Origin of the sequence: Pseudidiomarina homiensis (assembly GCF_003987225.1) — a bacterium.
Lineage (GTDB): Bacteria > Pseudomonadota > Gammaproteobacteria > Enterobacterales > Alteromonadaceae > Pseudidiomarina > Pseudidiomarina homiensis.
This window is the reverse complement of sequence record NZ_PIPX01000001.1, coordinates 543,696-566,066: the sequence shown is the minus strand read 5'-3', so window position 1 is coordinate 566,066 and position 22,371 is coordinate 543,696. Positions and strand designations below refer to the sequence as shown.

Below are 22,371 nucleotides of genomic sequence, written 5' to 3'. Positions count from 1 at the left end.
GAACTTGTTAGCTTGCTAGGCTAAAGCATTGTTCACTTTTTCAGCAAGGTCACTTGCTAGATTATCCATTTGCTGAAGCTCTAACAAGCAGTTCTTAAGCAGTTCTTGGCGCTTTTCATCGTAGCGCCGCCATTGCAAAAACGGCGTAATGAGACGAGCAGCTACCTGTGGATTGAGCGTGTTCAATTGCTTAATTATGCGCAACACGAGCTGATAGCCTTGTCCGTCTGCCCGGTGAAAACAAAGACTATTACGGCAAAAGGTGGCCACCAGTGCGTATACCCGATTGGGGTTGCGCAAGCTAAACTTGTCGTGCTCAAGTAGCATAGCAACACGTTCAACGGTTTCCGGTTGCGGGGCACTTGCTTGCGCGGCGAACCACTTATCCATCACCAACGGGGTTTCTTGCCACTGTTGTTCAAATTGCCCAAGTGCTTGCTGATGATTCGGTAAGTCCAAATGAACGGCAAACTCTAAGGCTGCTTGTTGCAAGGTCATACTTTGCCCTTGCGTGGCTTGCTGCAATACTTTAGGAGCATAATCTTGCGGCGTGGCAACGGCTAAATAGTAAAGGCAGCGATTCTGCATGGCCCGCACTGCCATCGCTTGCGCACTAAGATCCTTCTCATCAGCGGTAAGGCTATGATAAACCTTAGCAAAATCATCTTCCAGATGTTCTGCAAGGGCATCACGAAGTTGCTGTACCGCCTTGCCAATAGCTTCAAGCGGAGCATCTTCTTGAAAGTATTCAACCAGCTCTTCCGCACTTGGAGGGGTGAAAATAAGGGCTTTTAATGCGTTATCTAAAGCTGCGTGCAGTGCGTGCCGTAACGCTTCGATTAACGCCTGCGGAAGGTCTATCTGCCCTTGTTGACGAACGCCAGCTAATAACACGTGCAAATACATTTGTTGCGCTGCTTCCCAACGGGTCACTTCTTGTTCCGCGTGGGCGAGTAACGTGGTGTAAACGCTTAAATCGACATTTCTCTCGATTTTCACAGGCGCGCTAAAGTTTTCCAACCAGGCAATCACAGGTCGTTCATTGACGTCAGTCAATGTGAGCGTTGCGGTTGCTTGGTTAACTACCCAGAGTTCACTCCCTGACTCATGTCGCTGTACATGTTCATGTGTCACTGATAGACGTTGCCCAGCGGCGTTATAGAGACTGAATAGCAACGGGATAACAACCGGCTGTTTGTCGATTTGCCCGGGCGTGCTCGGCGTGTGTTGTTGCACCTTTATGGTTAGGCTTTTTTGTGCGGCGTCGTAGTCTTCTGTAATCGTGAGTGTCGGTGTTCCCGCTTGACTGTACCAACGGCGAAATTGCGCGAGGTCGGTGTCATTCGCAGTTTCCATCGCAGCAACAAAATCTTCGCATGTAACGGCTTGGCCATCGTGACGCTCACGATAGCACCGCATGCCCGCTTGAAAGCCTTGCTCGCCGAGGAAAGTATGCAGCATACGAATAACTTCAGCACCTTTGTTGTAAACCGTAACGGTGTAAAAGTTATTCATCTCGACAACTTTATCCGGCCGAATCGGATGCGCCATCGGGCTAGCGTCTTCATTAAATTGATGGCTTCGCATCACGCGAATTGCATCGATTCGATGCACGGCACGTGAACCAAGATCAGAACTAAATTCTTGGTCACGGAACACTGTAAGCCCCTCTTTTAGGCTTAGCTGAAACCAGTCACGGCAGGTGATGCGATTACCGGTCCAATTGTGAAAATACTCGTGACCGATAACTGACTCGACGTGAATAAAATCCCAATCAGTGGCCGTTGCAGTGTCGGCTAGAACATATTTGGAATTAAATATATTAAGTCCTTTATTTTCCATGGCGCCCATGTTGAAAAAATCAACTGCGACGATCATGTAGCGATCGAGGTCATAAGCGAGACCAAACCGCTCTTCGTCCCATTTCATCGCTTTTTTTAAGGACTGCATAGCGTATCCGGCGCGCGCCAAGTTGCCTTTATCAACAAAGAGCTCTAGTAATACTTCGCGGCCTTCCATAGTGGTGTAATGATCATGCAGGCGATCAAAGTCACCAGCAACCAGGGCGAACAAATACGCTGGCTTCGGGTGCGGGTCATGCCAAGTGGCAAAATGTTCACCATTGTCGAGTGTGCCTTTACGCTGGAGGTTTCCATTACTTAATAAATATGGATACGTTTCTGCATCGGCACGCACGGTCGTCGTAAAAATCGCTAATACGTCGGGTCGATCAAGGTAATAAGTGATGCGACGAAAGCCTTCTGCTTCACATTGGGTACAAAAGGCTCCACCAGATTTGTACAACCCTTCTAAGGCACTATTAGCACTTGGATTGATTTCAGTTTCGATGGTGAGTTCGAAGTTATCTGGAACATCAGCCATGCGTAACTGTGTCGCTGTTAGCTCATAATCGGCGGTTGCAAGCTCGCTTCCGTCGATCGCTATGCGACGTAACTGTAGTTGCTCGCCATCGAGCTCAAGTGGCCCTGCACTCAATCGCCGTACGCGCATTACTGCGACGACGCGAGTGGTACTGTCATGCAAGTGAAAATCGAGATCTACGGTATCAATGGTGAATGCCGGAGTGCGATAATCACTCCGGAATTTTGCGGTTTTCTGGGTTGTCATATCGGCCATAAAGCCCCTACTTCTGTCTTACTTTAGTTCGTGTGCGCAGGCGCTACTGCGGCGTGCTGAGTGTCACGGCGGAGAATACGAATGCCGGTATAGCCGTAGAACATGGCAACCAGCGGTGTGAGCCAGTTAAAGAAAGCAAAAGGCGCATACTCAAGCGGGCTTATAGCTAACGTTCCCATCATAAATGCCCCGCAGGTATTCCAGGGGATCAGCGCTGATGTCAACGTACCACTGTCTTCGAGAGTACGAGATAGAACTCGAGCATCGAGGCCTCGATTCTCGTACTCTTCGCGGAACATTCTTCCCGGAATAACGATGGCCATGTACTGATCAGCCGTTAACAAATTGGCACCGAAACAAGTAAACAAAGTCGCTGCTATCAAATTGCCGGTAGACTTAGCGAAACCAAGTACTCCGGAAATAAGGCGTTGCAGTAAGCCAATCTTCTCAACCACGGCACCAAATGCCATCGCACTTAAAATGAGCCATACGGTATTGAGCATGCTGGACATACCGCCACCACTTAATAGTGAGTCGAGTTCACTATTTCCGGTTTCAACAGTGATGCCATCTGTTAGCGCCAACCATACCATTTTCAGCGACGCGACCGCGGAGTCATCGCCGGCCAAACGTGAAATGACATCGCCTTGGAAGAGAACTGCCCATAGACCGCCAAGCAAAGCACCAAAAAATACCGTTGGCAATGCTGGTTTACGTGTTGCGGCTAGAGCGAGTAGGACCAAGAGAGGAACTAACATTTCCCAGCCAATGTTATAGGCGTTGGAAATCTCAAGTTGCATCCGCTCTAATTGCACGACACTAGCATTGATGTCGGTATTCAAACCAAGAATTGCGAATAGCACAAGAGCGATAAGGTAGGCAGGTCCAGCGGTGTAGAACATGTAGCGAATATGCGCGAAGAGCTCAGTTCCTGCGACTGCGGGGGCTAAGTTAGTGGTGTCTGAAAGCGGTGACATTTTGTCGCCGAAATAAGCACCGGAAACCACGGCACCAGCGGTGATGGCTGGCGACAGCCCCATCCCAGCAGCGACGCCCATTAAGGCGACACCAATGGTCGCTGCGGTGGTCCATGAGCTACCTATGGCCAAGGCGATAATGCCACAGATCAAGGCGCTAGCAGCGTAAAACCAACTTGGATTAAGTAGCTCTAAGCCATAGTAAATCATCGTAGGTACGGTACCTGAGAGTAGCCACGTACCGATTAATGAGCCTACTGCTAAAATGATCAGTAAAGCACCCAGGGCAACCGAAATCCCCTCTTTTATGCCCTCTTCGAGGTCTTCCCAACGGTAGTTATTAACGAAGCCGATAATAACAGCAACACCACCAGCGACCCATAATGCTATTTGATTCGGTCCATAAGACGAGTCCTCGCCAAATAAATAGACCGAACTGGCGAGTGCTACAATAAGCACTACTAAAGGCAACGCGGCCTGTAAAAGACTCGGCTCTTTAAAGGCTGAATAAGATTGGTTTCGCATAATTAGTTTCTCAAATTAGTTCAGCAGAAAATCAGTCGTCGCGTGGCTTAAAATACACCGATGAGCTGCAAGAAAATGATCACGATAACAACGGGCGCGAACCAACGCACCATCCAAAGCCAAAGGCGGAAGATCATCGGATGTGTGTTCAGCTCATCTTGGCTGGCTGACCGTGTCATGACCCAGCCACTAAAAATCGCGAGCAATAATCCACCCAACGGCAACAGTATTGAACCTGTTGCATAATCAATCACATCAAACCAGCTAGCTAAGGTCTTGCCGGGGACGCTCCAATCGAGTTGGGTCCACGCTGCTCCAGCAAAAGAGTAAATCGTGAGTTGTCCCAGTAGCCACAGGGTCAAGACCGCGGTGATGGTAGCACGCCACCTGCCCCAATCGAACTTTTCTTGTAAAAATGCCACGGCGGACTCGATCATAGCGATTGCGGAAGTGAACGCTGCGATGACGAGCATAACGAAGAACAAGGTACCGATGAAAACACCACCCGGCATGCCGCTAAAGGCTACTGGAAGTGTTTGAAAAATAAGTCCTGGACCTGCTTCGGGCGTCAGTTGACTGCCAAATACAATAGGAAATATTGCGAAACCAGCTAATAGTGCGACCACTGTATCTGCCATGGCAACCCATAGAGTCGTTTGTACGACAGAGGTTTCGCGCGGTAAATAAGCACCGTACATAATGACAACGCCCGAGGCTAAGCCCAAAGAGAAAAAGGCGTGTCCCAATGCGAGTAACACGCCATTGAGAGTGAGGTCAGCAAAATTTGGGGCGAACATAAAACTGAGCGCAGCGCCAAAATCTCCGATCATTGCCGCATAGATTGCGATAGCGACCAATAACGCGACCATAATGGGCAACATCCAACGAACGGTGCGTTCGAGCCCATCCTTTAAGCCCTTACCGACCACTAACGTTACCCCGATCAAGATCACGGCATGCCAAAACGTTAGTCTTGCAGGTGAACTTACTAACGAGCCAAACATGGACTTGATAGTGGCAACGTCTTGCCCAACGAAGTGCCCACTTGCCGCCTCGTAAACATAGGCTGCCGCCCATCCTGCGATAACTGCATAAAAGCTTAAGACTAAAAAGCCAGTCGCCATGCCGACCCAACCGGTCAGCTGCCATGTCGAGCTACGGCCAGACTCAAGTGCTACTTTTCGTGCGGCAATACCGGGACTGTGTCTGCCACGGCGGCCAATGATAATCTCAGCCATCATGATTGGAATGCCAATTGCGGCAATGCACAGTAGGTAAACTAAAACGAAGGCTCCGCCACCATTTTCGCCGGTTATATAAGGGAATTTCCAAATATTTCCGAGACCGACCGCGGCAGCGGTGGAGGCAAGAATGAAGGCCATCCGGCTCGACCAACGGCTGGCAATTGCTTTTTGAACTGTCATAACCAAGTGTTCCGTAGTGTTATTATTATTATTATTGCTTGGGCTTTTACTTCTTTATAGGATGCCACAAAAAAGCCGCCTCGGGCGGCTTTTTGGGCTAAGCGATGCATTTTATTGCATGGCAATCTTCATTGTATCGATGAGCTCGAAACTCAGTACCAACGTTTCATTTAAGTACGGATCTGGCTGCTCAAAGGCTTCTGGTACATCTTCAAGCTTTTCAACCGGTTCAAAGCCGGCGCGTTGAAGACGCTCGTTCATGCGCGCGAGGCGCTTTTCTTCATCGGCCTCTTGCTCAGCTTCGCGCTCTGCCAAAACTAAGCTGACCCAGGTTTTCTCTTTCTCACGACGGTATTCGGCTGCATCTTCCATAACGTAGTTAAACTCTGGATTAGCTGCGATATTCTGCTGGCTCAGCTGACGTAGTTCCTGCAGTTTCTCTTCAGCGAGAAGATTTACTGACTGGTAGTCAGCCGTCTCAAGTTTGTCCCACGGGAGCGCGTTTTCAAGACTACTCTCACCGAACTCGTCAACATCTGTCACGGTCGGGAAAGTGATGTCTGGGGCCACGCCTTTAAGCTGTGTACTGCCACCGTTGATGCGGTAGAATTTGGCGATGGTGTACTGCACGCTTCCTAATGGTTCATCGAAGAAGTCAAAGCGTCGCTGTAACCCTCGGTGCTGTTGCACAGTTCCTTTACCATAGGTGTTTTCACCAACAATCAGCGCACGTTCGTAATCTTGCATTGCTGCGGCGAAGATCTCTGACGCCGAAGCGCTGTAACGGTCGATCATCACTACCAACGGACCATTGTAATAGGTTGTGTCATCCCGATCGCCATTGACTTCACGACGACCACTACCGTCTGCAACCTGCACAACGGGACCAGAATCAATAAATAATCCGGTCAAGCGAATCGCTTCTTGAAGACTCCCACCACCGTTGGTGCGTAAGTCCATAATGATACCCTCAGCACCGGCCTCTTCGGACTCGGTAATGAGTTGTTTAACGTCTTCACTCACATTGTGGTAGAAGCTTGGTACGGTAATAACGCCGAGCGAGCGCCCTTTGTAAGGACCCTCCTCCATTGTTTTGACCTCTACTTTAGCCGCGCGATCCTCAAGTTTAACTTCGTCACGCACGATCTTGACGACTTTGGGGGCCGAGCTCGCTGATTGATCAGCCTTTAAAACCTGCAACTGCACCGTTGAACCTTTAGGGCCTTTAATGAGCTCGACGACTTCGTCCAGACGCCAACCGATAATATCGGTAAATTCGGCGTCCTCATCAGCACCTTGAGCGACGCCAACAACACGGTCGTCAGGAGCGATATTGCCATTTTTATCGGCTGGTCCACCAGGGACTAAGCTTCTGATAACGGTATAATCGTAATCAGATTGCAGAACAGCACCAATGCCCTCAAGGGAGAGGTTCATATTCTGTTCGAAACGCTCAGAGTTTGCCGGTGATAAATAGCTAGTGTGCGCTTCAACACTACGTGCAAACGCATTCATCACGGTTTGAAAAACATCTTCACTATTGGTTTGCGTTAAGCGTTTTAAGGCGTTGTTGTAGCGCTTTTCGAGCGTATCTACGACGTCAGGCCACTCTTTGCCTGTCATGGTTAAGTTAAGAGCGTCATACTTTACACGTTGCCGCCATAATTCATTAAGTTCGTCTTTGGAAGCGGCCCACTCTGCATCTTCGCGGTCATAGTGGTAGCGATCGCCAGCTAAGCTGAAATCAAAAGGCTTTTCTTGATCAAGCAGGCTCAGGGCGTACTCATAACGCTCATAGTTACGCTTAAGCGCCTTATCGAATAGCGCATACGCTGGGCTCAATTTACCGGCGTGAATCATATCGTCGAACAAGTGCTTATATTCGGCTGCTTGCTCGATATCTTCACGCAGAAAAATCATTTTATTGTAGTCGAGCATTTCCAAGTAGCGGTCAAGAATGCGCTCGGACAGTTCGTTGTCGAGTTCCATATTTTTAAAATGGTAGCGCGTAAAATAAGTGGTTACGCGTTGACTGACGACACTGTGCTGTTCTTCTTGCTTAAGTTCTGGCAGTTCATCGACATCGTGTGCAGGTGGCACTGCAACAGCGGTGCCAGCTAAGCCTAAGCTAAGGGTTACCGAGAGAGCTATTTTCTTGAGCGCTAATTGAGCCATACGACTACTCCTGCTTTGCGACAAAGATGGCGTCTGTTGCAACTTTGACCGTTAAACCATTATGAAGTTGCACCACTACATCATTCCTATCGCGTTCAATGATTTCACCTGCAACAGGCTGTTTGCCGGCCTTCACTTGCACCTTTTGACCCACTTTTAAATCGTCGCCTTGTGCTGCCTGTAATTTTGGCTGTGGTGCCTTTTTCGGTTTACGTTTGGGAGCTGTTTTTGGTTTAGAGGTTAACTTTGGTTTCGACGTTTTGTCGCGTTTCGGTGCTGCGGCGCGTTGTTCGGCTTGCGCTTTTTTCTTGCGCTCTGCGGCTGCAGCTTGAGATTCTGCAAGAGCCTCGGCGGCGTGGCTTTGATGCTCTTCTTCGACCGCACCTACTTCGTTACCGTCTAAGTCTATCCGTTGACCGCCCGCCTTCATCGCGCGTAAATAACGCCATGAATTCGTATAGTGGCGCAACGCAGTCCGTAAACGCGTTTTGCTAACGCTTTCGTCATCTTCTAAACGTTGCGCGAGCTCCTCGAAAATACCAATCTTAAGCGGCTTAGCATCGCCGTCGAGTGAGAAACAGGCGGGAAATTTTGCCGCTAGGTAAGCTAAAACTTCTTTATTATTCGTTAACTTCTTTACTTCACTCATCATCATCGCTTTCCTGCTGACGCGCGTCAGCTAATTGCTCCATTATGTACGCTTGCATTTCATCACTGTCGAGTCCCAAAAGATCGGGGTTCTCAATCCAATCAAACAAGGTGCGGCGTACTACTTCTTCTAAACTATCGAGGGTATCACTTTCTTCACTATAAGCGTGAATATAATGCAACATCTCGTTCATTTGATCGACGGCTTCGTCGGCATCATCTTCAAAAAAAGCCATGTCACTATGACTGACTAAATAGGTATAAATGTCAAATTCACTATACATGGGTGAGCGACGACCAATTGAGTGTTTCAATAAAACGTCCAAGTTTGCTTAACGCGGCCGCGTCATCTTCACTGAATCGACCTACAATTGGGCTATCAAGGTCGAAAACACCAACCACCTTCCCGTCTACGATTAGCGGCACGACAACTTCAGAGTTCGATGCACTATCACACGCAATGTGGCCTGGAAATTCGTGTACATCTTCTACCCGTTGAGCTGTTTGCGTGCTCGCAGCCGCTCCACAAACACCTTTTCCAAAGTCTATACGCAAACACGCGACTTTGCCTTGAAACGGACCAAGTACAAGCTTATTAGGTTCACGAGTCAGGTAAAACCCAACCCAGTTCACATCTTCCAGCGCTTCATAAACAAGTGCGGACAAGTTGCTTAAATTGGCGATCAAGTCTTCTTCGCCGGCGGTAATCGCCTGCGCTTGCGCAAGCAACAATGAATAATCGGTACGACTCATAATCTAGGACTCATCACTATGCAGAGGAAAAGAAGCAATTGTTTGCTCGTTTGATGCTATCGAGGCTTTCATTTCACGTTTGCTACGGGTGACTAATAAGCCGTCGGCACCGATACGAAAAGGTTCATCAGATGGGCAGTACTTCGCTTGATAAGCCATGACCAACTGAATCGTATTTTCTTTTTGTGCCGCAGTAAGTGCGACACCGTCTGGCCAACGGCCTGTTTCTACGGCCGCAACTAAACGTTCAAATGTCTCTGGGGTAATACTGGCAAGCAGATCTTCAAACTGCATTAACGCTCTCGCTTGTTCATTAGCAGACGTACACGATTAACTAAAAACCATAGCAGACCTAAAAACAGTAAACTGTAACTGATTTTTGCGTACCAAGATTCCTCGGGCGGTTGCTCTATAAAGATATAAGCAAAAGCTGCAATAGCGACCAATAATGCCAACATCGACTGGCTCAGAAGCTTCTCTTTGCGGCGTTGTTGCGCGCGTTCCTTTTCGCGATCAAGGTCTTCTTTACTACGCCCAGCAAGCACATAGTCACAATGTGAGCACTGTTTAGCTTTGTCAGAAGTGCGTTTGTTACAGGAGGGGCAACGAATGAGTGCCATCAGATCCTCTCTCTTTTTACATCAGACTAAGCAATATAAGGGTTTCAGCGTTAAATTCAAGCGTTCGCCGTTAGCTACCGGTAAAAAAAAGAGCCCGCACATGGCGGGCTCCCTTACAAGGGTTCACAAGGATGATACTTGCGTTACTCTTGCTCTTTCTTTTTCGCTTGTTCAGCATCAAAATCTTGCCAGTAAGCCTTCACAGTGTCTTTCATTTCACGGCGTAACAAGAAGATACCCAGTAAGTTGGGGAGTGTCATCAGCACTATCGCCACATAGGACAACGTCCAGACTAATGTGGTATCAGCAAACGAAGCGACGAAGAAGCCTGCAACATAGATGATGCGATAAGGCATGACACCTTTTTGCCCGAATAGGTAAACCACTGCACGGTCACCATAGTACGACCAAGCAATTGCGGTTGAGAAGGCAAACAACATCAAGCTAATTGGGACAATGTACTCCCCTGCACTACCAAGGAAACCATTACTAAATGCAATCGATGTTAAAGCTGCTGAATGCACCAAGCTTTCACCGACGATGACAATATCTTCCTTCATCAAACGGCCATCGTCGATACGCAAGGTACCCGTGTAAGGGTCTTCACCAGCAACGATAAAGCGAACATTCTCGGCCACTGAGCGCGCGTGCAACATGGTATAACCGTTGGATACCGCCTCACCATTTTCTACTTGAATGGTGCCTGTGAATTTCTCAATGGTGTTTTCATCGGTGTCGTTCAAATAGTGATACAACGCAGTGCGGTCAGCATCAAGCGTGTCGTTGTAGTTACCAGCGACAATCTCTAAATCGGTACGCGAGAAAGTGTTCTCGTGTTTCTGATTCCAAACACCTGACGACAAGATGACGAGACCCGTCAAGGTACAGACAATAATCGTATCGATGAAGGGTTCTAGAATTGAAACGAGTCCCTCAGAAACTGGTTCATCTGCCCGTGCAGAAGCATGAGCGATTGGCGCAGAACCTTGACCTGCCTCGTTCGAAAACAAACCACGGTTAACACCACGGTTAAAGGCGTAAGCAAAAGTCGCACCTAAGAAACCACCAGTCGCGGCAGAACCAGTAAATGCATCCGTAAAGATTGCAGCGAACGATGGGCCAATTTGATCGAGATTGTAAAAAATTACGCTCAGCGCACCAATCACATACAACACACCCATGATCGGTACAATTTTTGAGGTCACGGCAGCGATCCGCTTAATGCCACCGATAATGACCATCGCTAACAGAATGGCCAAGACACCACCAGTCAGCATTGGATCAAAACCAAAGCTCATTTCCATACTCTGAGCGATGTTATTGATTTGCGGCATGTTACCGGTACCGAAAGAACTGATGATAGTGGCAATAGCAAAAATGACCGCCAACCACTTCATGTTCAGACGACGATCCATGTAGTACATAGGGCCGCCTGCCATAGTGCCATCTTCGGTCTTGACGCGATATTTATGCGATAGCGTTACTTCGACAAATTTCGTCGTCATACCAAGAAATGCAGTCACCCACATCCAGAATAAGGCTGCCGGTCCACCAAGAAAAATTGCCAAAGCAACGCCACCGATATTACCGGTTCCGACGGTACCTGATAGCGCTGTCGAAAGTGCCTGGAAGTGACTGGTATCACCTTGCGCACCTTTTTTATCGAATTTCCCTGTAACAACTTTCCATGCATGTCCGAAAAAGCGGATTTGTGGAAAGCCAAGGTACAAGGTGAAGAAGATACCTACACCGAGCAGAATATATGGAAAGTAGGCTGCTGAGCCAAGGTAGCTGTCGAGCAGCAATAGAAAATTATTAATCGCTTCCAAGGTGTCCCCCTTGCGAATTGTTATCGTTATTTATTGTGATTATGGTTATTTAAAACTAACTTGCGCGCATTAATCGCGCAAGTTATTTGCTACAGCGTAAACCGCGCTCAGGACGTCAGCACCCAATTGCGCACTACGATTTGCCGACCAACCAAAATCTTCATCTGGTAGATTAGCATTATCTTTAAACGGCATTTCTAAGGTGAATGCCAAACAATTAAAGCGCTCTGCAACTGCATTACTAGCCACTGTCAGGTTTGCTTCACCAGGTTTATCGACGTCGTAACCGAACTCAGTTTGGAATTCAGGTGTGATCGCCAACAATGTCTGCTTAAACAATTGCGCTAACTTGTCGTGACGTTCGTTGTAACATGGAACGCCTTCGCAGCCCGCTAAGAAATTATACGGCAGGTTCTCGTCGCCATGGATATCAAGATAAAGATCGACACCACTTTCTTGCATGGCCTTCAGTACGTAGTAAACTTCTGGGCTCTTTTCTAGGCTCGGTTCGGCCCATTCACGGTTCAGGTTGGTACCCACCGCATTGGTACGCAAATGGCCGCGAACGCTACCGTCCGGGTTCATATTAGGAACAACGTAGAACACGTTGTGTTGTAAGAGTTTGCGTACAGCACCGTCTTCATCGTCAAGCAAGCGGGCTAGCATGCCCTCGATAAACCATTCAGCCATACTCTCGCCCGGATGTTGACGAGCGGTTACCCAGATTTTTTGTTTAGTATCATCAGGCTCGCCAATAACTAATAGGTTCATGTCGCGGCCATCCAAGGTTGGACCTAAAAAGACATGTTCAACCAAGCTTGATTGTTGCGCCCACTGAATGAGATCTTGATGACGTTCATACGAATACGGCACAAAGTATGCGAAGTAGATGCTTTCTTGCTCGAGCGTGTGCTCAATGGTTAACGTTTTACCATCGAAACGGGTGGGCACCCGGAACCACGTCTCACGATCATACGATGCTAATGCTGAGTACTCTTTCCAGCCGTCTGGATAGGCTGATTGGCCGGCATTAGTGATGTGCATGACGTGGTCTACCCCGACCTCGCCATAGAGCTTGAAGTGGAACCACTGATAGAAGTCAGATTGGTTGTCACGGCGAATTTGCAATTCAATGTTGCTTGCCTCTTCAGCTTTAATGACATCAATGTTGCCACTATCAAAATGCGCTGTAATGAACATTGTGTTTCCCTTTTGGATTAACTTTCGAATTGGCAAAACAAAAGCGCCTATTGGCGCTTTTGTTAGTGGATCATTTTATTTTGGCAGATTCATTAGCTGTTGACCTGCCATCTGTTCGGCAACACGGATTACTTGGCAGCTATAACCAAATTCGTTGTCGTACCAAACATAAAGTACTGCGCGGTCACCATCTACGATCGTGGCCTGTGAGTCCACTACACCAGCGTAACGTGAGCCAACGAGGTCGGTCGATACAATCTCGGTTGATGCAGTAAAATCAATTTGTGCTTGGAGATCTGAATGTAAAGCTTGGTCACGCAAGAATGCATTAAGATCATCTTTGCTGGTCTCTTTGCCCAAGTTCAAGTTCATGATGGCCATGGAGACGTTCGGCGTTGGCACGCGAATCGCGTTTCCAGTCAACTTACCAGCGAGATCAGGTAACGCCTTAGCAACCGCTTTCGCCGCACCCGTTGAGGTAAGAACCATATTTAACGGTGCTGAACGACCACGACGTTCCGCTTTATGGTAATTATCAATGAGGTTTTGGTCGTTGGTATACGAATGCACGGTTTCAACGTGGCCATTACGAATTGTGTAATGATCATGAATCGCTTTGAGCACTGGAGTAATAGCGTTAGTGGTACAGCTAGCAGCACTGACGATTAAATCTTCAGGTTGAATCATGTCATGGTTCACACCGTAAACGATGTTCTTGATGTCACCTTTTGACGGCGCTGTCAGCAGCACTTTCTTGACGCCTTTTGACTTCAAATGCAAGCCAAGCCCTGCTTCATCTTTCCAAATCCCGGTATTATCAATAACAATGGCATTATCGATGCCGTATTGAGTGTAGTCGACTTGGTCTGGACCATCAGAGTAAATAACCTTGATACTGGTGCCGTTGGCGCGAATCGCACAGTTTTCGTGATCAACAGTAATTGAGCCATTGAATGGACCATGAACTGAATCACGGCGTAACAGGCTCGCACGCTTTTCAAGATCACCGTCGCGACCGCCACGTACCACGATAGCGCGTAAACGCATCTTATTGTTGCTGCCGTTACGTTCGATTAATAGCCGGGCAAGCAAACGTCCGATACGGCCAAAACCATACAGAACAACATCTTGAGCTGGGATTTCATCGGCTTTATCGACGATGTCAGCAAGTTCACTGTGCAGGTAGTCTTCGACTGAGGCGCCTTTGCCAGCGTCCTTATGCAGATAGTTAAAGGCAAGCTTACCGAGGTCAACCCGTGCCGGCGCCAAACGCATTTTGCTTAGTGCTTCAATGAATGGGAAGCTTTCGCGAAGACGAAGTTTGATACCTTCGTGACGACGAATCAAGCGATGCGCTTTGATAATGTTGATGGTGTCAACATTTAACAGAGAACGGCCATAGACCAAAATTTCAACGCCGTAGTTACGGTACAAACGCCCAATTAACGGTTGCATCATTTCGGCGTATTCCTGGCGCTCCTGCCAGCTTTGTAAGGTCAAATCCTGCTGTTGGTCACTCATGCGATTACCCTTGCGTTACGGTGAAAAGAAACGAAACAGAAAAAAGTGCGCGCTATTGTACTTAAAAGCGCCGGTAAGTGCCAGAAGCTCTGTATCCCTTTGCCGCTCATGCTATAATCCCGCGACAAGCTAAGCATAAGAACTTTAGCACTATCTACCTGACCGTCCGCAGCAAGGAGTATTACATGTTACGCCGTACTAAAATTGTTACCACACTTGGGCCCGCGACCGATGATCGCACCACCCTAGAGGCACTCATCAAAGCTGGTGCTAATGTGGTTCGTCTTAATTTTTCTCACGGCAGTGCAGCAGATCACAAGCAACGAGCGCAGACGGTACGCGAAATTTGTCGCGAATTAGGCACTCATGTCGCCATTCTTGGTGACCTACAAGGCCCCAAAATTCGCATCGCAAAATTTACGCACGACGCTGTTACTCTCGATGAAGGTGATACTTTTGTCCTTGATGGCGACTTGCCTCGCGATGCTGGCACTGGGCAAGCGGTCGGAATTGACTATAAAGAACTTCCGCAAGACGTCGAACCGGGCGATATTCTGTTGCTGGACGATGGCCGTTTGCGGTTACAGGTTGATAAGGTCGAAGGTGCAAAAGTGATTACCACAGTTCTAGTTGGCGGTAAGCTCTCAAATAATAAAGGTATCAACCGCCTAGGTGGCGGGTTGTCGGCTTCGGCACTAACTGAAAAAGATTTAGAAGACATTAAGCTAGCTGCAGAAATCGGCGTTGACTATCTGGCTGTCTCGTTCCCTCGCTCGGGCGCTGACATGAACGAAGCTCGTCGCTTATTGCGCGAAGCCAATGGCACTGGAATGCTGTGTGCGAAAATTGAGCGCGCTGAAGCCGTAGCGAATGACGCCGCACTAGATGACATCATACGAGCTTCTGAGGCAGTAATGGTAGCGCGTGGCGACTTAGGTGTTGAAATTGGTGATGCACAGCTCGTCGGTAAGCAAAAACGTATTATTGAACGTGCCCGTCAATTAAATAAAGTAGTGATCACTGCAACTCAGATGATGGAGTCGATGATTGAAAACTCCATGCCGACGCGTGCTGAGGTGATGGATGTTGCCAATGCGGTACTTGATGGTACCGATGCGGTGATGTTGTCAGCAGAAACCGCCGCCGGTAAGCACCCTATTGCCACAGTAAAAGCGATGGCAGAAATTTGCCTCGGTGCTGAAGAGCATCCTTCGGCGCGTTTAGATCGCAAAGATCTCGAAGAAACCTTTACCAATACGCAAGAAGCAACGGCTATCACCGCTATGTATGCGGCAACGCACCTCGCTGGGGTCAAAGCAATTATCGCCCTTACTGAGTCAGGCTCAACTGCCAAGTTGATGTCGCGCATTCATACGATTTTGCCAATTTTTTCACTGTCCCGACACACCGCCAGCCGTAATCGTTGTGCGCTGTACCGCGGTGTTTACCCTATCGCCTTTGACTCCACGCAAAGTAAACCGGAAAACTTGGTGCAAGATGCGATAGCTGAAGTCAAAGCCCGTGGCCACATTGTCGCTGGTGATTTGGTGGTGTTGACCCATGGCGATGTAATGGAAACCGTTGGTTCGACCAATACGTGCAAAATTATTGAAGTTAAATAAACTAATCGGTAGTTACCGCGTACTCGTTGATCAAATCGGTTAACGTGGCGCGGTACTCTCGCAGTTTCGCTTCTAAATGTTGTTTTTGCTGCGAACTTAAGCTTTGGTAAATCACTAAAATAACCGCCACTGCTAACTCTCGATTCTCTGCGTTCTGCGCGTGTAATTCCTCAGAGCGCAGTTGTTCTGGCTGAGTAAAAAGGTCATGCAGCTCAGCGGCAAAAGTTTCAGCCTGCGGTTCCGCTAAAATTTCTTCAAAACGATTCAACCACTGTGCTTGGTAGTCTAGCCATAGTTCATCACTGTTGTCCCGCTCTTGCACCCAACGGCGCAGTAGCCGGCGCTGTTCTGGGTGAACACGGCCTAGCCAATCGCTTGCACGCTCCACAGCTCTATCGTAACTGCGTTCAAAGCGTTCATCGTCGGTTAATTCTTGCGCTTCCTTACGTTCTTCTTGCAAACGATCACGTAAATTCTTAATGAGTTGGGTCCGTTGAGTCGCGTTCAGTCGTGGTAAAAACTCTTGGGCATAGGGTGTGATTTGGTTGCGTATCCGTTGCCAGAGATGGAACACTTCACCGCCATAATCAAATAAACGTTGAGCATCAACGGCGCCGTGATCGAGATCGTCGAGCATGGTGTCGAGGAAGTCTCGATAGCGAGGTAATTCAGATCGAGCATGCCACATGTGCAACTCGTCAATGGCAGTATCAACGTCTGTTTCCAGTTGGCCGGAAACGTCTATGTACTTGGCGAGTTGCCATTCAAGGTAAGTATCGGCAAAGCGATAACCGAATTGCGTCGAGCAACCTGTTAAGAAGGCACTGAAGACGAGCACAATGATGATGATAGTTTTCCATTTCGTCATAATCGTTTGTGCTCCTTTGTGGCTTGCAGTTAAGTACTTAAAATAAGCTTCTTAATCCGTTCTTTGTAGCTACGACTGACTTTAAGTTCCTTGCCGTTTTTCAGCACAATATGATATTCACCATTTTGGCGACTACAGAGTTTTTCAATTTGGTCTAAATTAACGATCGCCGAACGATGAATTCGTTGAAAACGATTCGGATTAAGCTCTTCCTCGAGCTCCTTCATCGTCCGACGTAAAATATGTGTCTCATTGGCAGCGTGAATACACATGTAATCGCCCGCAGCATCGACCCATTCGATGGAGTTAATCGCAACGCGAGTGATTTCACCACTTTCCTTAATTGCAATATGTTCTGGGTAGCGTGATGCGCCGACATTTTCATTGTCAGCAAGCTTCCGCAAGATCGCTTCGCAGTCTTCGCCGGTCGCGTCTGCTAATAAGTTCAACATACGCTCTTGTTGTGCATTTCGTTCACGCTGCGCAAGGTTTTTTGTGACGCGCTCCAAAGCAAGGCTCAAACGTTCATGATCGACCGGCTTGAGTAGATAGTCGATAGCGCGAACTTCGAAGGCCTTGATCGCATATTGGTCGTATGCAGTCACAAAGACAACAATAGGTAATTCAATGCCTTTGGCTTTTACTTCGCGTAAAAGTTCAAAACCATTCATACCAGGCATTTGAATATCTAAAAAAATCAGATCGGGTCGGTGCTCAATGATCTTTTCGAGTGCTTGCCGTGCGCTTTGACACTCGTCCAATAATTCGACCTGGGGAAAATCCTGCAAGCGCACGATTAAACCGCGGCGTGCGAGTGACTCATCATCGACCACTAAAGTGCGGATTTTGCTTGTCATGAAACCTCAACCTGTTCGAAGGGGATGCGAATTTCGACACGCATGCCTGAAGGACCGTTAGAGGATAATGTAAATGAGTAGCTCTTTCCATACAAGGCCTGTAACCGATCGCGTGTGTTTGCTAAGCCAACGCCACCACTACGAATCAAGTCTTGCGTTGGTTTTGTTGTTCCAGGACCATTATCTGCGACAATGACAACCAACTCTTCGCCCTGACGCTCGGCGCTTATGCTAATTTCTCCGCCCTCTTCCAATTTAGCGATGGCATATTTTATTGAGTTCTCAATGAGCGGTTGCAGAAATAAGCTTGGAACTAAAGCCTGTTGGGCTTCATCGCTTATTTCGATAGTGACGTTCAGACGTTCATCAAAACGCACCTTTTCGATATCGAGGTATAACATTAGGGCCTCAATCTCACGCGCCAACGGGATCTTTTTAATGGGCTCGTTATCCAGCGAAAAGCGCAAGAAGGAACTTAGCTTGCTCATCATTTTGTTCGCGAGATCATTTTCTTTAATCAAAATGAGCGTGGAGATTGCATTCAAAGTGTTAAATAGAAAGTGCGGATTCAACTGATAACGAAGCATCTTCAACTGAGCTTGGTGCGCCATGGAGGTTGCCATTAATGCTTTTTGTTTCTCATCTTGCAGCATTTGATAATATTTGATGCCGAAATAGAGACCGCTCCAACTTAGCATAATGTAAAATTTTGCGAGGGTGTTCTTGAAATAAAACCAATTGTTTTCAGGACGAAAACCAAATTTATAAATTTCCCAGTAGGTAGCGTTGTCAATCACAGCCCAAATGCTGGCAGAGAAATAAGCCGATGCCAGCACAATCAAGATCAGCAGCCATGGCGGGCTGTCCCAAATACGGCGATAGAGATAACGCAACGGAACAGTCAAGAGAAATCCGGCATAGGCGCCGAGAAGGATAATTAACACATAGATATCACGCATCTCGTGCATGAGTGAACCAATGTATTGCACCAACGCATAACCAAACCAGCCGGCTGCCTGCAGCACCCAGAAAAAGCGGTTGCGATCATCCAATAAAGCTTTCCAACGTCCAACTACAGGCATTTATCACCCTATTTCATTTGCTTATTAGAACTGATTATACCCGTTCAACTTTTACCTGTCGGTTCATTTATCGCATGCAAAACGCTACATAGCGAAATCTGCCCATGCTACCATTCAAAGCCTGAGTAGTTGTCACTTTAATCCTTAAGGTCAAAACTATGCATTATCATATTTCTCCGCTTGATCCTCATGGCCACCAGTTTGCGGTGCGTTTACGTATTGATGTCCACACCGATGACAGTATCGAACTGAAGCTTCCAGCGTGGATCCCAGGTAGTTATATGATTCGCGACTTTGCGCGCAATATTCTTGATTTACGTGCCGAAAGCAATGGTAAAGCCCTCACTCTCCACGCGGTAGACAAACAAACGTGGCGAATTGACTGTGCTGAAGCAGCAGAACTTACCGTTCATTATCAGGTATATGCCTTCGATTTGTCGGTCCGTAGCGCTTATCTTGATCAGTTCTGGGGCTTTTTTAACAATAGTAGTTTATGCCTTGCTGTGGCTGGACGAACCGATGAATCCGTTGAGTTGACCGTAGAGTTGAGCGAGCCATGCAAACACTGGCGTGTCGCCACTGGAATGCCGCGATTAAGCGGCGAGCATTACAGCGCTGGCCGCTTTCGCGCTGAGAGTTATGAAGAACTTATCGATTATCCATTTTTACTTGGTGACTTGGGGATCCATGAGTTTATCGCCGGTGGAATTAAACACGCATTCGTTACCGCCGGAAGAAATTTCGCCGATGTGGAACGAATTTGTGGTGATTTAGCGCGAATTTGCGAACAGCAAATTTTACTATTCGAAAAGCAAGTTCCATTTAAAGAGTACTTGTTTTTAACGATGGTGGTTGGCAAAGGTTTTGGTGGTCTAGAGCATCGCAATTCAACAGCACTTATGTGCTCTCGTCGAGACCTTGTCAGCCCCGGTACAAGGCCAAACATAGACACTGACTACCGTACGTTTTTGAGTCTATGTAGTCACGAGTACTTTCACAGTTGGAACATAAAAACGCTTAAACCCAACGACTTTATTCCGTATTCACTGGCTGCTGAGCAATACACGCGGCAGTTATGGTTTTATGAGGGAATTACATCTTACTTTGACGATTTTGTGTTGCACGAGGCTGGCTTAATCGATGCGCCGACGTATTTAGGTTTAGTTGGCGATACCTTGGCACGGGTACATCGGGGTGTTGGCGTGGATCGGCACACCGTAGGTGATTCAAGTTTGCAGGCGTGGAATCGTTTTTATAAACAAGATGAAAATGCTCCAAACGCAATCGTGAGTTACTACGCCAAAGGTGCATTAATTGCGCTTTGTCTAGACTTGTTTATCCGTGCTGAGAGCCGCGATACATTGTCGCTCGGCCAGTGTATGGCGAATTTGTGGCGGCGTTACGGCGCCACGTTGCAAGGGACCACCGACACGACGTTTGCGGAGTTTATGCAGGACGAATACGGTATTCACCTACACGCGTTTATTGACCGAGCGGTAAATAGCACCGAGCCGCTTCCCGTAGCCGAGCTGCTTGAGCAATTTGGCATTGCCATTGAGCGCAAACCTACGCAGGATGACAATGGCTTTGGTGGTCGTTCAGCCCCCACTCCTTTGCCGGTTGCATTAGGCGCCAAGTTCAAAGCCTCAATGCATGGCCTCGAGCTACAAGTCGTCTTTGCTGATGAAGCTGCTCAAGAAGCTGGTTTGAGTGCGCAAGACCGTGTTATCGCCATTGATAATTTGCAGGTTACCGATAGTAATATGCGAGAAGTTTTTGAACGTTATCAACCCGGTGATGTTGTGATCGTGCATGCATTTCGCCGTGATGAATTAATTTCAGTGGAGCTCATTTGGCAAGCTCCTAAGCTTAACAACTATGTCTTAAAGGTTGTTGAGCCGACGCACGCAAAACGTTGGCTGAAGCTTTAAAACACCGGCTTATCGAAATGCTCAAGCACGAGTGCTGGGTCAAGGCGCACATCGCCCCAGTTCACGCGCCAATCGAGGTGCGGCCCGGTTGCTCGGCCTGTCGCACCAATCGCACCAATCACGTCACCTTGTTGCACGCGTTGCCCGACGGCAACGTTAACGGCACTTAGATGAATATAGGTGGTCGTTACGCCAAAACCATGATTAACAATAATGGTGCCGCCAGAATAAAATAAATCAGGATCAGCAAACACTACTTCGCCGGGCCATACCACTTTGACAGGTGTGCCCGTTGGGGCAGCGACATCGAGCCCAAAGTGCGGGTTGCGAGGCTCGCCATTGAAGATACGTTGACTACCATAAACCCCACTAATTCGCCCTTCTGCTGGGCTAATTACCGGCTCTAAAAAGTACAGTTCATCGGTTCGCGTCTGTCGCGCTCGCCACACCGCTGCAGCTTCTTTACGTGCACGTGCAACCTGTTCTGGATCTGGCGTGACCGTACGCTGTGGTACACCTTCAACCCGATCAATCTTGTACTCGCGCGGTTCTAAAGCGATGACTTCTTTATGTACGCTGCCATCAGCAAGCTTAATCGTTAACGTTTGCGGGCCTTTGGCATCACGCTCAAAGCCAAACACCACAACACCTTCGCTAGATACTTCGAGGCTTTTATCGTTGAGTTTGACCTCACTACCAGCAGCGGTTTTACCAACCAGCAAAGCTCCGGCTGTTTTGGCACCATGTAATTCAATAACTGACATCGCGTTCGCAGCACCAGATAACAACAATAGCGCCACACCAAGCAGTTTACGCATAGCCAATAGCTCCTTTACCAACGCCCTCATACGCCATTACTTTTACTCGGCCCTGAGCGTTTTCTTCCAGCGCTATGGTTTGAGCTAAGTAATCGGCAATACATTCAACGGTTGAATCGCTGGCTATGAGATCATTTTCCTGGTGTGGCACAGCTAACTCGAACAGGCCCTGGTCCGCTGTGTAGCGATAGGCTTGGTGACTGCTATCGCTGACCAGCTTGCCAGCAGAAGACAGTTTGAGTTCATTAACTGAGCAAGTGTCTTCTTGTGAACCTAAATAGATATCTTGCCACCGCCGCGCCCAGCGTTCTTCAACCTGCGGCGCTCGTGCGTTATCAATAAAAACCTGGAGTTGTGAGCGATGACCATGGGCAATGCGCTGGCAGTTACCATCATGCTTTTTCAGGCCATGCGTGTAGTGATAATAGGCACCAGCGATGTTTTCTTCGCGTAGGATAACCTCAAGACCAGCTACATTACCGGGCAATTCGCGTTTGATCACCGCCCGTAAATAAGCATTAACACTGGCCATGGAAACTTCTTCAGCGTCGATAAAGGCAAAGGCATCCGCTGGGCAAAAGAGATGAATGGAGCGTTCTTGTGGGCGCAAGAAATCAACCCAGTAGCTACTATCATCATCAGTATGGGTAACGCGTGTATATGAGTGATCCGCGGGCACAGCAAGCTTGTGGTCAACGGCATCATCGATAATGCGTTTGATCTGCTTTTTGACTTTGCCGAAGTCCAGCACCATCGATTGTTCGTTGAGGCTGCCGTCTAGAATGATATCGACGATCCAACTTTCACCAACAATGCCCCGCTCGGCGCATAAATACGAAAAATCGATGACTGTAAGATCGTTTACAAATAACTGCATAGGTGTC

The 22,371-nt window shown here is 48.0% G+C and carries 19 protein-coding genes; 2 read left to right on the top strand and 17 right to left on the bottom strand.

The window, feature by feature from the left end; all coding sequences use genetic code 11:
* Positions 1 to 15 precede the first annotated feature (15 nt).
* From pepN to CWI70_RS02615, 12 genes are all read right to left on the bottom strand, one after another.
* Complete coding sequence (gene pepN, locus CWI70_RS02670; protein ID WP_126772649.1) at positions 16 to 2,628, bottom strand: aminopeptidase N; 2,613 nt, start codon at positions 2,626 to 2,628, stop codon at positions 16 to 18.
* A gap of 32 nt (positions 2,629 to 2,660) precedes the next feature.
* Entirely contained in the window at positions 2,661 to 4,139 is a 1,479-nt protein-coding gene (gene nhaC / locus CWI70_RS02665; protein ID WP_126770323.1) for a Na+/H+ antiporter NhaC, read from the bottom strand.
* A gap of 47 nt (positions 4,140 to 4,186) precedes the next feature.
* Complete coding sequence (locus CWI70_RS02660) at positions 4,187 to 5,563, bottom strand: sodium-dependent transporter (RefSeq protein ID WP_126770321.1); 1,377 nt, start codon at positions 5,561 to 5,563, stop codon at positions 4,187 to 4,189.
* A gap of 111 nt (positions 5,564 to 5,674) precedes the next feature.
* Complete coding sequence (prc, locus tag CWI70_RS02655) at positions 5,675 to 7,738, bottom strand: carboxy terminal-processing peptidase (protein WP_126770319.1); 2,064 nt, start codon at positions 7,736 to 7,738, stop codon at positions 5,675 to 5,677.
* Between the two features lie 4 nt (positions 7,739 to 7,742).
* The gene (proQ, locus tag CWI70_RS02650; protein ID WP_126770317.1) at positions 7,743 to 8,387 is read right to left on the bottom strand and encodes an RNA chaperone ProQ; all 645 of its coding nucleotides are present in this window, start codon (positions 8,385 to 8,387) and stop codon (positions 7,743 to 7,745) included.
* Positions 8,380 to 8,670 carry a hypothetical protein gene (locus CWI70_RS02645; protein WP_126770315.1) on the bottom strand — a complete coding sequence of 97 codons (291 nt, stop codon included), beginning with the start codon at positions 8,668 to 8,670 and terminating at the stop codon, positions 8,380 to 8,382. Before CWI70_RS02645 ends, proQ begins: the two co-directional genes overlap by 8 nt.
* A complete protein-coding gene (locus CWI70_RS02640) occupies positions 8,663 to 9,139 on the bottom strand; it encodes a GAF domain-containing protein (RefSeq protein ID WP_126770313.1) in 477 nt (158 codons plus the stop codon). The genes CWI70_RS02645 and CWI70_RS02640 overlap by 8 nt, the downstream gene beginning before the upstream one ends.
* A 3-nt stretch (positions 9,140 to 9,142) precedes the next feature.
* Positions 9,143 to 9,433, bottom strand: a complete 291-nt coding sequence (locus CWI70_RS02635) for a YeaC family protein (RefSeq protein WP_126770311.1) — start codon at positions 9,431 to 9,433, stop codon at positions 9,143 to 9,145.
* Positions 9,433 to 9,759 (bottom strand): hypothetical protein, encoded by a 327-nt coding sequence (locus tag CWI70_RS02630; protein WP_126770309.1) that lies wholly within the window; start codon positions 9,757 to 9,759, stop codon positions 9,433 to 9,435. Before CWI70_RS02630 ends, CWI70_RS02635 begins: the two co-directional genes overlap by 1 nt.
* Positions 9,760 to 9,902: 143 nt before the next feature.
* Positions 9,903 to 11,588, bottom strand: a complete 1,686-nt coding sequence (locus CWI70_RS02625) for an alanine/glycine:cation symporter family protein (protein ID WP_126770307.1) — start codon at positions 11,586 to 11,588, stop codon at positions 9,903 to 9,905.
* A gap of 69 nt (positions 11,589 to 11,657) precedes the next feature.
* Positions 11,658 to 12,788 (bottom strand): M14 family metallopeptidase, encoded by a 1,131-nt coding sequence (locus CWI70_RS02620; protein WP_126770305.1) that lies wholly within the window; start codon positions 12,786 to 12,788, stop codon positions 11,658 to 11,660.
* A 75-nt stretch (positions 12,789 to 12,863) separates the two neighbouring features.
* Complete coding sequence (locus CWI70_RS02615; protein WP_126770303.1) at positions 12,864 to 14,309, bottom strand: glyceraldehyde-3-phosphate dehydrogenase; 1,446 nt, start codon at positions 14,307 to 14,309, stop codon at positions 12,864 to 12,866.
* 185 nt (positions 14,310 to 14,494) lie between these two features.
* Here CWI70_RS02615 and pyk point away from each other — a divergent pair, with 185 nt between their 5' ends.
* Positions 14,495 to 15,931 carry a pyruvate kinase gene (gene pyk, locus CWI70_RS02610; RefSeq protein ID WP_126770301.1) on the top strand — a complete coding sequence of 479 codons (1,437 nt, stop codon included), beginning with the start codon at positions 14,495 to 14,497 and terminating at the stop codon, positions 15,929 to 15,931.
* A 1-nt stretch (position 15,932) separates the two neighbouring features.
* Here pyk and CWI70_RS02605 read toward each other — a convergent pair whose 3' ends face one another.
* Genes CWI70_RS02605 through CWI70_RS02595 form a run of 3 tightly spaced genes read right to left on the bottom strand, consistent with a single transcriptional unit; the run spans position 15,933 to position 18,738 of the window.
* Positions 15,933 to 16,799 carry a DUF6279 family lipoprotein gene (locus tag CWI70_RS02605; protein WP_126770300.1) on the bottom strand — a complete coding sequence of 289 codons (867 nt, stop codon included), beginning with the start codon at positions 16,797 to 16,799 and terminating at the stop codon, positions 15,933 to 15,935.
* Positions 16,800 to 16,828: 29 nt separating this feature from the next.
* The gene (locus CWI70_RS02600) at positions 16,829 to 17,656 is read right to left on the bottom strand and encodes a LytR/AlgR family response regulator transcription factor (protein ID WP_126770298.1); all 828 of its coding nucleotides are present in this window, start codon (positions 17,654 to 17,656) and stop codon (positions 16,829 to 16,831) included.
* On the bottom strand, positions 17,653 to 18,738 hold the full coding sequence (locus CWI70_RS02595; RefSeq protein ID WP_126770296.1) for a sensor histidine kinase: 1,086 nt from the start codon (positions 18,736 to 18,738) through the stop codon (positions 17,653 to 17,655). The genes CWI70_RS02600 and CWI70_RS02595 overlap by 4 nt, the downstream gene beginning before the upstream one ends.
* A 158-nt stretch (positions 18,739 to 18,896) precedes the next feature.
* On the opposite strand from CWI70_RS02595, the gene CWI70_RS02590 reads away from it, so the two are divergent.
* On the top strand, positions 18,897 to 20,669 hold the full coding sequence (locus tag CWI70_RS02590; RefSeq protein ID WP_126770294.1) for a M61 family metallopeptidase: 1,773 nt from the start codon (positions 18,897 to 18,899) through the stop codon (positions 20,667 to 20,669).
* Here CWI70_RS02590 and CWI70_RS02585 read toward each other — a convergent pair.
* On the bottom strand, positions 20,666 to 21,487 hold the full coding sequence (locus tag CWI70_RS02585) for a M23 family metallopeptidase (RefSeq protein ID WP_126770292.1): 822 nt from the start codon (positions 21,485 to 21,487) through the stop codon (positions 20,666 to 20,668). The two genes, CWI70_RS02590 and CWI70_RS02585, sit on opposite strands and share 4 nt — an antisense overlap.
* Positions 21,480 to 22,364: a 6-carboxytetrahydropterin synthase gene (locus CWI70_RS02580; RefSeq protein ID WP_126770290.1), complete on the bottom strand. Its 885-nt coding sequence runs from the start codon at positions 22,362 to 22,364 to the stop codon at positions 21,480 to 21,482. The genes CWI70_RS02585 and CWI70_RS02580 overlap by 8 nt, the downstream gene beginning before the upstream one ends.
* Positions 22,365 to 22,371: the final 7 nt, after the last annotated feature.